Source organism: Blattabacterium cuenoti, assembly GCF_014252095.1.
Taxonomy (GTDB): domain Bacteria; phylum Bacteroidota; class Bacteroidia; order Flavobacteriales; family Blattabacteriaceae; genus Blattabacterium; species Blattabacterium cuenoti_F.
The window spans coordinates 138698-151784 of sequence record NZ_CP059210.1 but is presented as its reverse complement, the minus strand read 5'-3'; the positions used below and the strand labels follow the sequence as shown (position 1 = coordinate 151784).

General features: G+C 30.0%; 12 protein-coding genes, 1 tRNA gene and 1 pseudogene. 4 read left to right on the top strand and 10 right to left on the bottom strand.

Features of this window, described 5'->3' with window-relative positions:
- Nucleotide 1 precedes the first annotated feature (1 nt).
- Genes H0H45_RS00715 through H0H45_RS00705 form a run of 3 tightly spaced genes read right to left on the bottom strand, consistent with a single transcriptional unit; the run spans nt 2 to nt 2026 of the window.
- Nucleotides 2-427 carry a nucleoside deaminase gene (locus H0H45_RS00715; RefSeq protein WP_185866703.1) on the bottom strand — a complete coding sequence of 142 codons (426 nt, stop codon included), beginning with the start codon at nt 425-427 and terminating at the stop codon, nt 2-4.
- 22 nt (nt 428-449) lie between these two features.
- Entirely contained in the window at nt 450-1088 is a 639-nt protein-coding gene (locus H0H45_RS00710) for a 50S ribosomal protein L25 (RefSeq protein ID WP_185866702.1), read from the bottom strand.
- A gap of 5 nt (nt 1089-1093) precedes the next feature.
- Nucleotides 1094-2026, bottom strand: coding sequence for a ribose-phosphate pyrophosphokinase (locus H0H45_RS00705; protein ID WP_185866701.1), 933 nt, complete (start codon nt 2024-2026; stop codon nt 1094-1096).
- Nucleotides 2027-2073: 47 nt separating this feature from the next.
- Between H0H45_RS00705 and H0H45_RS00700 the strand changes: the two genes are divergently transcribed.
- Nucleotides 2074-2871 carry a thymidylate synthase gene (locus H0H45_RS00700; RefSeq protein ID WP_185866857.1) on the top strand — a complete coding sequence of 266 codons (798 nt, stop codon included), beginning with the start codon at nt 2074-2076 and terminating at the stop codon, nt 2869-2871.
- A 21-nt stretch (nt 2872-2892) separates the two neighbouring features.
- On the opposite strand, the gene thrC is transcribed toward H0H45_RS00700, so the two are convergent.
- Genes thrC through thrA form a run of 3 tightly spaced genes read right to left on the bottom strand, consistent with a single transcriptional unit; the run spans nt 2893 to nt 7641 of the window.
- Nucleotides 2893-4203 (bottom strand): threonine synthase, encoded by a 1311-nt coding sequence (gene thrC, locus H0H45_RS00695; RefSeq protein ID WP_185866700.1) that lies wholly within the window; start codon nt 4201-4203, stop codon nt 2893-2895.
- A 37-nt stretch (nt 4204-4240) separates the two neighbouring features.
- Entirely contained in the window at nt 4241-5188 is a 948-nt protein-coding gene (locus tag H0H45_RS00690; RefSeq protein ID WP_185866699.1) for a homoserine kinase, read from the bottom strand.
- Nucleotides 5189-5193: 5 nt separating this feature from the next.
- Nucleotides 5194-7641 carry a bifunctional aspartate kinase/homoserine dehydrogenase I gene (gene thrA / locus H0H45_RS00685; RefSeq protein ID WP_185866698.1) on the bottom strand — a complete coding sequence of 816 codons (2448 nt, stop codon included), beginning with the start codon at nt 7639-7641 and terminating at the stop codon, nt 5194-5196.
- A 371-nt stretch (nt 7642-8012) separates the two neighbouring features.
- On the opposite strand from thrA, the gene H0H45_RS00680 reads away from it, so the two are divergent.
- Both H0H45_RS00680 and ureC read left to right on the top strand, forming a co-directional pair.
- On the top strand, nt 8013-8654 hold the full coding sequence (locus tag H0H45_RS00680) for an urease subunit gamma (RefSeq protein ID WP_185866697.1): 642 nt from the start codon (nt 8013-8015) through the stop codon (nt 8652-8654).
- Nucleotides 8651-10363, top strand: coding sequence for an urease subunit alpha (ureC, locus tag H0H45_RS00675; protein ID WP_317168686.1), 1713 nt, complete (start codon nt 8651-8653; stop codon nt 10361-10363). Before H0H45_RS00680 ends, ureC begins: the two co-directional genes overlap by 4 nt.
- A gap of 21 nt (nt 10364-10384) precedes the next feature.
- On the opposite strand, the gene H0H45_RS00670 is transcribed toward ureC, so the two are convergent.
- Nucleotides 10385-10467 (bottom strand) — tRNA-Leu (locus tag H0H45_RS00670).
- Entirely contained in the window at nt 10450-10908 is a 459-nt protein-coding gene (locus tag H0H45_RS00665) for a deoxycytidylate deaminase (protein ID WP_185866696.1), read from the bottom strand. Before H0H45_RS00665 ends, H0H45_RS00670 begins: the two co-directional genes overlap by 18 nt.
- An 11-nt stretch (nt 10909-10919) precedes the next feature.
- On the opposite strand from H0H45_RS00665, the gene H0H45_RS00660 reads away from it, so the two are divergent.
- Nucleotides 10920-11699 carry an RNA methyltransferase gene (locus H0H45_RS00660; protein ID WP_185866695.1) on the top strand — a complete coding sequence of 260 codons (780 nt, stop codon included), beginning with the start codon at nt 10920-10922 and terminating at the stop codon, nt 11697-11699.
- On the opposite strand, the pseudogene H0H45_RS00655 reads toward H0H45_RS00660, so the two are convergent.
- Both H0H45_RS00655 and H0H45_RS00650 read right to left on the bottom strand, forming a co-directional pair.
- Nucleotides 11696-12180: pseudogene (locus H0H45_RS00655) on the bottom strand (RNase H family protein). The gene H0H45_RS00660 and the pseudogene H0H45_RS00655 overlap by 4 nt on opposite strands.
- Nucleotides 12177-12938 (bottom strand): lysophospholipid acyltransferase family protein, encoded by a 762-nt coding sequence (locus tag H0H45_RS00650; protein WP_185866694.1) that lies wholly within the window; start codon nt 12936-12938, stop codon nt 12177-12179. The pseudogene H0H45_RS00655 and the gene H0H45_RS00650 overlap by 4 nt, the downstream one beginning before the upstream one ends.
- Between the last annotated feature and the right edge of the window lie 149 nt (nt 12939-13087).

The following is a 13087-nucleotide window of genomic DNA, read 5'->3' as shown; positions in this document are numbered from 1 at the left end:
TTTATAAATTCATTTTTTTTCTTTTGAAAAAGAAGAATTCCTGTAGAAGATTCTTACATTGATTTTTCATTATTCCAGATAAAAATTTTGTTTTAGGATGCAATTTAATTCCCGTATATAAAAAACCTCTTTTATAAGAAAGAGCTCCACATACTACTCTTCCTATTTGAGAAAAAAACAAAGCTCCAGCACACATAATACAAGGTTCCATAGTCACATATAAAGTACATTCTTGTATATATTTCTTTTCTAGATAATCAGAAGCTAAGTTGATGACTAACATTTCTGCATGTGCAGTAATATCACTTAAAGTTTCAGTTAAGTTATGTGCTCTAGCTATAATTATATTTTCATATGTGATTGCAGCTCCTATAGGGACTTCATCTTTATGAAAAGCTATTAAAGCCTCTTCTAGAGCTATTTTCATAAAATCACAATCGTTCACTTGATTATTTCTTAACTTTTTTATCTTCTTTAGGGTTAGGGATCAGGTCTTTTTTTTCGTCTTGAGAGCTTTTTACAACATCATCAGTAGTAGAAATAATACGAGAAGTTTTTACTCTCGCTAGCAAAGTATTTAAAGGATGTAAAATATTATATTCCTTTTTCAATAGATCTTTCACCGTTATTCTATCTCCTATGTCTAAAGATTGAATATCCAATTTGATATATTTTGGAAAAGAAGAAGGAATCGCTTTGACTTTTAATTTTCTAATCGGAGAATAATATTCTCCTCCTTTGGAAACTCCAATAGGTCTTCCAAAAGTTTTTATAGGAATTTCCAATATTATAGGTTTACAATCTTCTATTTTGCAAAAATCAGCATGCAAAATTTTTTCACTAATAGGATCAAATTGAATTTCTTTTTTAACTGCTTTGATGTTTTTCTTTTCTCCTTCTATTTGAATAGAAACCCAATAAAATTCTTGTGTATATAGCAACTTTTTAAAAGTGTCTAAAGAAGTAGAAAATGGAATATTGATATTTTTTCCATATAAAATGCAAGGGACTTCTCCGGAAAGTCGAATGGTTTCAAGAACCTTTTTCCCTATATTTCTTTTTTTACCGGATATATTTACATATTGCATAATAATTAAATTATAAATTTATTACTAATAGATTCGTCATTATGAATCGATTGCATCACTTCTGCGAAAAGAGGAGCGCAAGATAATACTTTGATTTTTTCATTATTTTTCTTTAGAGGAATGGTATCCGTGACGACTAATTCTTCAAGAGAGGATTTTATTATTCTTTCATATGAATTTCCTGACAAAACGGGATGAGTAGCTATAGCACGTACACTTTTAGCTCCTTGTTTTTTAATTAGACTAGCTGCTTCTGTTAAAGTTCCTGCTGTATCTACCATATCATCTAGGAGAATGATATTTTTTTCTTTGACATTTCCAATAAGATTCATAAATTCTATTTCATTTGCCTTCTTTCTTTCTTTATAGCAGATAACCACATCTGTGCCTAAATATCCTGCATAACTTCTAGCTCTTTTTGCTCCTCCCATATCTGGAGAAGCTATGGTTAATTGATCCATGTTCAATTTTTTGATATAATCAATAAATATTCTAGATGCATATAAATGATCTACAGGAATATCAAAAAATCCCTGAATCTGATCTGCATGTAAATCCATGGTCATGACTCTATGAGCTCCTGCGGCTACCATTAAATTCGCTATAAGTTTTGCGGCTATAGGAGTTCTTGGTTTATCCTTATGATCTTGTCTACCCCATCCAAAATATGGAATAACAAGTGTAATGTTATGAGCGGAGGCCCTTCGTGCTGCATCACACATTAAAAGTAATTCCATCAAATTATCCACTGGAGGAAAAGTAGATCCAATCAAAAATACTCGTGATCCACGAACAGACTGTTCAAAAAAAGGGGAATATTCTCCATCACTAAATTCCAAAAAACAAACTTTTCCTAAAAAACTTCCATAATGATAAGCTATATTCTCTGATAGTTTTAATCCACTTTTTGTAGAAAAAAAGAGTACCTTTTGATTCATATGTTATGTTTTTTTTATGCAAAAATACTCAAGAAATAACTTTAGTTATGGAACAATATTTAGATCTTTTAAAAAATGTCTTAAAAAATGGAATAAAAAAAATGGATCGTACTGGGATAGGAACAAAAAGTTTATTTGGATCTCAAATGAGATTTGATTTAAAAAAAGGATTTCCTCTTTTAACTACAAAGAAATTAAGTATTCGTTCTATTATTTATGAGTTATTATGGTTTTTGAAAGGATATACCAATATCCAGTATCTAAAAGATAATAAAGTATCTATATGGAATGAATGGGCTAATGAAAACGGAGATCTAGGTCCAATATATGGATTACAATGGCGTAAATGGCCTACTTATGATGGTCGTTTTATTGATCAAATCACTCATCTTATAAAAGAAATAAAATCAAATCCTCATTCACGACGTTTGATCGTTTCTTCTTGGAATGTAGGAATGATTCAAGAAATGAGACTACCTCCCTGTCATTTACTTTTTCAATTTTATGTTTCAGAAAAAAAACAATTGTCTTTACAATTATATCAAAGAAGTGCAGATATTTTTCTTGGATTACCTTTTAATATTGCTTCTTATGCTTTATTACTTACCATGGTAGCTAAAACACTCAATTTTATAGCCAAGGAATTCATTCATACTATAGGGGATGCTCATATATATAATAACCATATAGAACAAGTTCAACTTCAAATACAACGTTCCCCTAAACCTTTACCAAAAATTCTTTTAAATCCCTCTATAAAAAATGTATTTAATTTTTCTTTCGAAGATTTTAAATTAATCAATTACAACCCTCATCCCCATATAAAAGGAGATGTCGCTGTTTAATTTAGAACTTTGTAATGATTCCTATTTATTGATTAACCAATTTTTAAATAGATCGTAATTGTTGGACATAGATATTTTTTTTTCACTTTTTTCTGAATTCAAAAGAACTTCTAATTTTTTAGGAATAAGAATTTCTTCTCGCAAAGAATATGGCATATGATCTAAAAATTTAATAGGATGAGCTGTTTCTAAAAAAACAGCTGTAGCTAAAGGATCTTTAACCTCTTTTAGGTATTGTCTAAGTCCTAAATAACCAATAGCTCCATGAGGATCTAACATATATTTATGTTCTTTCCATACCATTTCTATAATGGCTAAAGTTTCTTCATCTGTAAATTGATAAGAGGATAATTTTTTTCGTAATTTCACTATGCTTTCTTTATATAAATGCCATATACGAGAAAAATTACTTGGATGGGATATGTCCATGGCATTGGATATCGTTTTTTTTACTGGAAGAGGATGATATTTTTCCGTTTTTAAAAATCTAGGAATGGTGTCATTAATATTTGTGGATGCTATAAAATACTTGATAGGTAATCCCATTTTTTCAGCCATCATTCCTGCACAAATATTTCCAAAGTTTCCACTTGGAACTGAAAAAATCAATTTTCTATTTTCTTCTATTATTTGTCTATAAGCTAAAAAATAATAAAACATTTGAGGAAGCCATCTTGCTATGTTAATAGAATTAGCAGAAGTTAGTAGATATTTATCTCGTATTTTCTTGTCTAAAAAAGCTTTTTTAACTATGGATTGACAATCATCAAAATTTCCCTTTATTTCTATAGCTAGAATATTCCCCCCTAAACAAGTCATTTGCTTTTCCTGCAATAAGCTAACCCCTTTATAGGGATACAATATAATAACCTCTATTCCAGAAACATTATGAAATCCTTTAGCTACCGCACCTCCAGTATCTCCAGAAGTGGCTACTAAAACAGTCACTAATTTTCCTATTTTTTTGTAAAAATGACTTAAACATCCGGCCATAAATTGAGCTCCTACGTCTTTAAAGGCTAAAGTAGGTCCATGAAAAAGCTCTAATACGTATATATTGTCATGAATTCTTTGTAATGGAAAAGAAAAATTCAAAGTTTTCTGAATAATACGGAAGATAGATTCTTCAGAAATAGATTCTCCTATATAGGGTTGGATAATCTCCATCGCAAGAGTATATATATCATATTTTTGGATATTTTCCAGAAATTTTCGTTTTAGAATAGGAATATTTTCCGGAAAATATAATCCCCCATCTTTTGCTAAACCTCTTAAAACCGCTTTTTCAAAAGAAACGAGGTTTTTATGATCTTCTAAACTGTAATATAACATAAAAGAAAAATTTGATTTTTTTGAATGGATTGGATTCTTAAAGGATTTCAGAAAACTTTACTCCTTTTTGATTAATAGGAGAAGTATAAGTTTTATAATCTACTTTCAATGGAGAATAAACAAGATTCATCACTTCAGTAACTTTTTTTGCGATATCATTTCCTTTACTTAACATAAATACAGAAGGACCTGATCCAGATATCCCACCACCTAAAGCTCCTATTTCTTTACATCTTATTTTTAATTCGTAAAATGCAGGAATCAGCATAGCACGTATGGGTTCAACAATAAAATCTTCTAGAGATCTACTAATGAGTTCATAATTTTCTTGATATAATCCTGCTACTAATGCCCCGATATTTCCCCATTGTCGTATAGCATCTGTCATTAAGATTTTTTGTTTTAGTATTTCTCTAGCGTCCGAGGTTTTTATTTCAATTTGTGGATGAATTATGCTTACCCATAATTCATTTGGAGAATGCAATTTAGTAATGTCTAAAGGTTGATAACTTCTTACTAAAGTGACACCCCCCATAATAGCAGGAGCTACATTATCTGCATGAGCACTTCCACTGGCTATACGTTCTCCTTCCATAGCAAAACGGATCAATTGCATTCTATTAAACGGGTTTCCTAGTAATATATTAGCTCCATATACCACTCCAGCAGCACTAGCAGCACTAGAGCCGATCCCACTTCCTGGATGTATATTTTTAATTAATTCTATTTCAAAACCTATTTTTTTTTCTTTATAAAATCTTTGCTGATATTTTTTTAACAAAGCTTGTAAAGACACAAAAGCTACATTTTTTTTTTGATCCTTAGGTAAGGTGGTTCCATCTATTCGATTAATACGTATTCCAGGACTATTGGATTTGTATAAAAGAATTTCATCTACTGGAATATCTAAAGCTAATCCAATAACATCAAAACCGCAAGCTAAATTAGCTACAGTAGCTGGTGACAATATTTTAATCCTATTCATGATTTTTATTTAGTAGCTTTAATAATATCAGAAAATACTCCAGAAGCAGTTACTTCTGCTCCAGCTCCTGCTCCCCTTATAATCAAAGGTTGTTCAGCATAACGAAATGTATTATATAAAACCATATTATCTTTTCCTTCTAACTGATAAAAAGGATGGCTTTGTTTTACAGATTCTAAACCTACAAAAGCTCGACCATTTTCATAACGAGCAATAAAACGTAGACGTTTTTTTTCTTTTTCTGCTTCTTTTCTAATTTTAAAAAAGTAATCTCTATATTGATGTAATTCTTGATAAAAATTTTCAATAGAAATCACTTTTGAACAACTTTCAGGAAGAAAAGATTTTTGATGAATATCACTAATTTCTAATGGAGCGCCACATTCTCTTGCTAAAATAAGTATTTTTCGCATGACATCTAATCCGCTAAGATCAATACGAGGATCTGGTTCCGTATATCCTTGTAATTGAGCTTCTTTTACAACTTCTAAAAATGATTTTTCTCCTAAAAAATGATTAAAAATGAAATTTAAACTTCCAGATAATACAGCTTCTATTTTTTTTATTTTATCTCCACTGTTTATAAGATCGTTAAGAGTGCTAATCACTGGTAGACTTGCTCCTACATTAGTTTCGAATAAAAAGGGAGCTTGAAAATGTCTAGAAAGAGTTTTTAATCTTTTATAATGATCATAATCAGAAGAACAAGCTATTTTGTTACAAGTGATTACTCCAATTCCATTTTGCAAAAATTTTTCATAAGTCATAGCCATTTCTTCACTAGCTGTATTATCTACAAATAAACTATTTCTTAGATTAAATTTCCAGACTTCTTCCATGAAAGAATAGATATTCATTTTATGACCTTTTTCATTTAGATTATTTTTCCATTGAAGTAGATTTATTCCATTATCATCAAAATACATTTTTTTGCTATTAGCTAATCCAATTACTCTTACTTGAAGTTTTAACTCTTCAAGCAAGTAATTTTTTTGTTGATCAATTTGTTCAAGTAATTTACTCCCAACTTGACCTACTCCACAAATGAAGAGATTAATTTGTTTTGGAGGGCTTTCAAAAAAAGCTTCATGCAAGGTATTCAAAGCTTTTTTAAAATCTTCTTTTCGAATAACAGCAGATATATTTTTTTCAGTAGATCCTTGTGCAATAGCTCTAACATTAATACTATTTCTCCCTAAGGAAGCAAACATTTTCCCACTAGTTCCATGAAGGTTTTTCATATTGTCTCCGACTACAGCGATGATACAAAGGTCTTTTTCGATCGTTAATGGATCAATACGTCTTTGATGGATCTCTTGAGAAAATTCGCTATCTATTACAGCCTTTGCTTTAATTACATCCATTTCATGGATTCCGGTAGTTATAGAATGTTCTGAAGAACTTTGGGTAATAAAAATAACATTTATTTTTTCACGTGACAAAGCTTCAAATAATCGTTTTGAATAGCCTGGAATCCCTACCATCCCACTTCCTTCAAGAGTGAGTAAAGCCAAATTCTGAATTCCAGAAATTCCGGTAACTGGTTGACTAATATTAGTACTTTTGCTAAGATAAATTAAAGTTCCTGGGTCTACAGGAGAAAAAGTATTTTTAATTTGTATAGGAATATGTTTTTTCATAGCTGGTTGTATCGTAGGAGGATAAATAACTTTTGCCCCAAAATGCGATAGTTCCATAGCCTCTTCATAAGAAATCTCTTTAATAGGAAAAGCTTGATTCACGATTTTTGGATTTGCCGTCATCATTCCACTCACATCCGTCCATATTTCAAGTAAACTTGCAGATATAGCCGCTGCTAAAATAGCGGCTGTATAATCAGAACCTCCTCTTCCAAGAGTTGTGGTTTCATTTTCTAAAGTAGATCCTATAAAACCTGGTAAAACAATATATTCGGATGTTTTTTCCCTAAAAAACTGAATAATATGGTGATTGCTTGTGATAAAATCTACTTGTGCACATCCGAATTGAGAATCAGTGATAATCAATTCTCTGCTGTCTTTGCAAACCGCATCTAAACCAGTTTGTTTTAGTTTTTCCGCAATGAGAAAAGAAGAACTTAGTTCTCCAAAACTCATGATTTTATCTAAAGAACGTTTTGAGAGTTCTTTTACCTGAAAAATTCCGTCACATAAAATTTCTAAATCATTGATATTCTTTTTTATCCAACTAATTAAATGACTTTGATAAGTAATTGGAAATAACTCTCTGATAATATTAAGATGACGAATTTCTATTTCTTCTAAAATATTTTTATAAATATTTTTTCTTTCAGAAGCTAATTTTCCACATTGAATTAACTGATCGGTAATATTTCCTAATGCAGATACCACCATAGCATATCTTCCTTTTGGTTTCTTTTCTAATAAAGAACAAATACGTTTTATGGAATCAGAATGAGCCACGGAACTTCCCCCAAATTTTAAAACTTGCATTTTCTAATGAATTATTTATTAAAACAATTTTCCCCTGTTATTTCAAAGATGAAGACAAAAATAATGATAATTTGCAGAGAAGTGTCTTTTTCAGGTTTAAAAATCTTTCTACATGAAGATTATTTATGCTATCCTTTCTCTATAAAAAATTCTCCTGAATAATTTTCTGTGACTTTGAAAAGTTTTAATTGAAAAATTAAGCTTTTAGATTTCTTTTTTTTATTATCAAAGATACGAATCCTTTTGTGTTTTTTTTATCAAAAGTTTACACGAAAAAAACATCAATGTGATGAATAACGTGGAATTTTTTTTTCGATAAGAATATATTTAAATTTGTGTAACTGTTATTTATTGCAACGATAATTGAAACTATGCATTTAACTTCTTATGAAAAGGAAAAAATTCTTCTTCACATGGCTGGAGAACTGGCAAAAAAGCGTTTAGAAAGAGGATTAAAATTAAATTATCCTGAGTCTGTGGCATTAATTACTCATTATGTTATGGAAGGCGCACGTGATGGAAAAACAGTGAAAAAACTTATGTTGGAAGCGGGAAACCTTCTACATGATGATCAAGTGATGGATGGAGTATATGAAATGCTTAATAATGTTCAAGTAGAAGCAACTTTTCCTGATGGGACAAAACTAGTAACCATACACCGTCCTATTAAAAAAAGCATTAAGAAGAATTCCTCCAATAACAATATGATGATCCCAGGACAATATGATCTTCTCAAAGAGGAAATTTCTTTATTACCTGGGAGACATCGTATAGAAAGAGTAGTATCGAATGTTGGAACTCGTCCCATACAAATCGGGTCTCATTTTCATTTTTATGAAACCAATGCAGCACTTCATTTTGATAGAAATGGAACTAAGGGATACAGACTAGATATTCCTTCTGGAAGGTCTATTCGTTTTGAGCCAGGTGAAACAAAAAAAGTTTTTTTGGTAAAAATAGGTGGGAGTCAAAAAATTTATGGATTTTCCGGAAAAGAGAATACAAAAATATGAATATAAAAAAGTTAGATAGAGAATCTTATGCAAGTATGTATGGTCCCACTAAAGGGGATAAAGTCCGTTTGGGAGATACCTCTTTGTGGATTGAAATTGAGAAAGATTACACTATTTATGGAGATGAGTGTGTTTTCGGAGGAGGTAAAGTTATTCGAGATGGAATGGGCCAACATCCATTTGCTACTAGAAAAGAAGGAGTTCTGGATTTAGTTTTAACCAATGCTATTATCATTGATCATTGGGGAATTATAAAAGCAGATCTTGGAATCAAGAATGGAATCATTGTTGGAATAGGAAAAGCAGGGAATCCATATTTTATGGATGGGGTGACTTCAAATATGTATATTGGAGCGGGAACTGAAGTGATTTCTTCAGAAAACATGATCGTTACGGCTGGTAGTGTAGATAGTCATGTTCATTATATTTGTCCTCAATTATTTGAAGTTGCATTAGAAAATGGAACGACCACCATTATTGGTGGAGGATCAGGTCCTGCTACCGGAACTATAGCTACTAATTGTACTTCTGGAGTTTGGAATATTCAAAGAATGTTAAAAAGTACAGATCACGTTCCGATAAATTTTATCTTTCTTGCGAGTGGAAATAGTTCTCATCCTGAAGCTCTAATTGAACAGATAAAGGCTGGTGCCGGTGGATTAAAAATTCATGAGGATTGGGGAAGTACTCCATATGTGATAGATCAATGTTTAAATGTATCGGAAAAAACGGATGTCCAAGTAAATATTCATACGGATTCCTTAAATGAATCAGGTTATGTAGAAGATACTTTAAAAACATTTAAAAATAGAACTATTCATACCTATCATACAGAAGGTGCCGGTGGTGGGCATTCTCCTGATTTATTAAAAGTGATATCTCATACCAATATTTTACCGTCATCTACAAGTCCTACTATGCCTTATACTAACAATACTATTGATGAACATTTAGATATGTTAATGATATGTCATCATTTAGATTCCAATCTTCCAGAAGACATAGCTTTTGCTAAATCACGTATTAGATCTGAAACAATTAGTGCAGAAGGAGTATTACATGACATAGGAGCAATTAGTATGACTAGTTCAGATTCTCAAGCTATGGGAAGAATTGGAGAAGTCGTAAAACGGACTTGGCAAACGGCAGATAAAATGAAAAAAGAACGAGGATCTCTAAAAAATGATTCTCATCAAAATGATAATTTTAGAGTCAAAAGATATATTTCTAAATATACCATAAATCCTGCTATAACTCATGGAATTTCAGAATATGTTGGATCCATTTCTATTGGAAAAATGGCAGATTTAATCTTATGGAAACCCTCGTTTTTTGGAGTGAAACCTGAATTAGTTATAAAAAGCGGAATGGTTGCGTACGCTAGTATGGGAGATCCTAATGCGACTATTCCTACTCCACAACCATTTATGTATCGTAAAATGTTTGGTTATTTTGAACCAAAATTGAGCAGTATTTTTGTTTCATCACATGCTATCAACGATGGTTTTTTGGAAACAAATGAGATAAAAAAGAAAATTAAGATAGTCAAAGGATGTCGTTCTTTATCCAAAAAAGACATGATATTAAATGGAGAAACTCCAGATTTAGAGGTAGATCCAAAAAATTATAGCGTTTATATAGAAGGAAAAAAAATCACTTCCAAACCATCGGATTTTTTACCGCTTTCTCAACGATATTTTTTATTCTAAGAATAAGAATATGAGAATTAGTACCCAGAGCGGGATTTGAACCCGCATGATGTAAAATCATTGGATTTTGAGTCCAACGCGTCTGCCTATTCCGCCATCTGGGTTTTTTGATCATTTATAAAAATAGGATCTACTATGATTTTAGATTTTATTAAAAAATTTAATCCATCATTTTTGATGGTATATTTGTGATCATATAAATATACTACTCTTTTAATTTTAGATTGATAAATCAATTTGCTGCATTCTAGACATGGAAAATGTGTAATGTATAAAAAAGCGCCTTTACAAGAATACGAAGAAGTAGATATTTTTAATATAGCATTTGCTTCTGCATGTAAAACATACCATTTGGTTTCTCCATTTTTATCTTCACATATATTATCAAATCCACTTGGAGTTCCGTTGTATCCATCGGATATGATTCTGTTTTTTTTGACTATAATAGCTCCTACTTTTTTTTTTTTACAAAAAGATAATTTTGACCATTCTATAGCTAGACTCATGTAAGTTTGATCATATTTTTTAAATATTTCATAATTCATTTTAAGATAATATGGAAAACATATATGGGACACGTAGTCATAAAATTAATAATTTAAGAAAAATTTATAAAAAAAGTTCCAGAAAAATCTTTTTTGTAGAAGGAATTAAAGAATTTGAAATGGCAATAAAAGGTAATTTTTTACCCATAGAAATTTTCATATGCAAAAAAATATTTCACAAATATAATATTATCAAATCGTTTAATCACATTGTTTTTTTTATTAGCATAAAAGCCTTTAAAAAATTAGCCTATAGAGAAAATTCCGGTGGAATCATCGCCTTATTTAAAAGAAAAAATCTTGAAAGACTAGAAAATATAAAAATATCTCAAAATCCTTTTATTCTTATATTAGATGGGATAGAAAAACCTGGAAATTTAGGATCCATGCTAAGAATAGCTGATGCGGTAGGGGTTCATTTGATTATATTATGTAATATAAAAACCTATATTTACAATCCTAATATAATTAGATGTAGTCTAGGAAGTGTTTTTACAAACAAAATTCTCATTGAGGAAAAAGAATCCATTATTTCCTGGTTGCTAAAGAAAAAAATAGAAATTATAGTAACAGGATTTCATGAAAAGGCTATACAATTATATAGAACGAAATTTTCTTCACATTTAGCCATCGTTTTAGGTTCAGAAAGCAATGGGGTATCGCCTATTTGGTTAAAAATCGCTCACAAAATAGTAACCATTCCTATGTTTGGAAATATGGATTCTCTAAATGTAAGTAATGCTATGTCTGTAATCATATATGAAATTCTTAGACAAAGAAATTATAATTAATGAATATTTTTTTTCTTTTCATATGTTTCATAAACATAATCTATTTTTAAATTCTTTCTTTTGGAAGCTTCTGCTGATAGTCGATCACAATAATCATTAATATAATGAAAATCATGTCCTTTTATCCATTTGAAAACAATAAAATGTTGACGAAATATATCTAAAAATCGGATCCATAGATCTGCGTTTTTTTTTTATAAAAATTATTTTTTTTCCATTGAAATATCCAATTTTTTTGAATAGGATTTACCACATATTTAGAATCGGTAAATACAACAATATTCTGTTTCTTTTTTGTAATTTTTTCTAATCCAACTATGACAGCTAATAGTTCCATTCGATTATTAGTGGTATAACGAAAACCTTCGGAAATAACTTTTCTATAGGTAGTCCCTACTACTTCTATAAAAATAGCATATCCCCCAGGTCCAGGATTTCCTTTGGAAGAACCATCGGTGTAAATATGAATTTTTTTATTCACGAGTTAATTTTTTCACGTTCAAATTGTTCTAATTGATATTTAATTAAATTAAAACATTTTTCTTTTAGAAAATTTTTGTCTTTTAAGGACAAGTTTTTTGTTGAGATGGAGTGATGTTGTTTTATTCGTATTTTTCCAGGTCCACCCTTTATAATAGGAAAACTTGGAAACTTTGTTTTTATATCAGCTATGGTAAATGGAATGATAGGTATTTTTTTTATTATAGCAATAGAAAAGGCACCACTTTTAAAATGATCTAAAAAAATAGAAGGGTTAGGTACCCCTCCTTCTGGGAAAATACAGACACTTTTTCCAGAATCTACTTTTTTCTGTATTTGTTTAAATACTTGCATACAACTAGAAAAATTTTTCCTTTCTATTAATATATTGCTTCTTCTATAAACAAAACCGAAAAAAGGAAGTTTGGCTAGTTCCGCTTTCCCTACAAAAACTAAGGGATGGTTTCTCATTAAAGAGTAAATCAACATAATGTCCATAATAGAACTATGATTACTGATTATCATATATTGTTTATTCTTATCTAATGTTTCTTGATCTTTTTCTAATACATACCAAAAACCCATGAGAAAAAGATTGCTTCTCGCCCACATTTGGTGAAACCAATATGCAATATGATAATATTTATCTTGAAAAAGAAATGGAATAGAAGCCCCTGCCCATAATGGAACTAAAAATATATTGATTAGAAAAAACCAGACCCGCCATAATAATATAAATGAAATTTGAAGAATTTTCATGAACTAATAAAATTACTCAAAAAACAAATGAAAGTTATTTATAATGTATTATTTATTCCTTCTTTTTTTTTTTGGTGAAAAATAAAAAATTTATAACTTTTTTTTAAAAGATTAAAATTTGAATTTTTACAGTTTATATTCTATCATTT

Coding starts and splice junctions, on each gene's coding strand:
- H0H45_RS00715 (WP_185866703.1), bottom strand. CDS start 427: ATGAAAATAGCTCTAGAAGAGGCTTTAATAGCTTTTCATAAAGATGAA.
- H0H45_RS00710 (WP_185866702.1), bottom strand. CDS start 1,088: ATGCAATATGTAAATATATCCGGTAAAAAAAGAAATATAGGGAAAAAG.
- H0H45_RS00705 (WP_185866701.1), bottom strand. CDS start 2,026: ATGAATCAAAAGGTACTCTTTTTTTCTACAAAAAGTGGATTAAAACTA.
- H0H45_RS00700 (WP_185866857.1), top strand. CDS start 2,074: ATGGAACAATATTTAGATCTTTTAAAAAATGTCTTAAAAAATGGAATA.
- thrC (WP_185866700.1), bottom strand. CDS start 4,203: ATGTTATATTACAGTTTAGAAGATCATAAAAACCTCGTTTCTTTTGAA.
- H0H45_RS00690 (WP_185866699.1), bottom strand. CDS start 5,188: ATGAATAGGATTAAAATATTGTCACCAGCTACTGTAGCTAATTTAGCT.
- thrA (WP_185866698.1), bottom strand. CDS start 7,641: ATGCAAGTTTTAAAATTTGGGGGAAGTTCCGTGGCTCATTCTGATTCC.
- H0H45_RS00680 (WP_185866697.1), top strand. CDS start 8,013: ATGCATTTAACTTCTTATGAAAAGGAAAAAATTCTTCTTCACATGGCT.
- ureC (WP_317168686.1), top strand. CDS start 8,651: ATGAATATAAAAAAGTTAGATAGAGAATCTTATGCAAGTATGTATGGT.
- H0H45_RS00665 (WP_185866696.1), bottom strand. CDS start 10,908: ATGAATTATGAAATATTTAAAAAATATGATCAAACTTACATGAGTCTA.
- H0H45_RS00660 (WP_185866695.1), top strand. CDS start 10,920: ATGGAAAACATATATGGGACACGTAGTCATAAAATTAATAATTTAAGA.
- H0H45_RS00650 (WP_185866694.1), bottom strand. CDS start 12,938: ATGAAAATTCTTCAAATTTCATTTATATTATTATGGCGGGTCTGGTTT.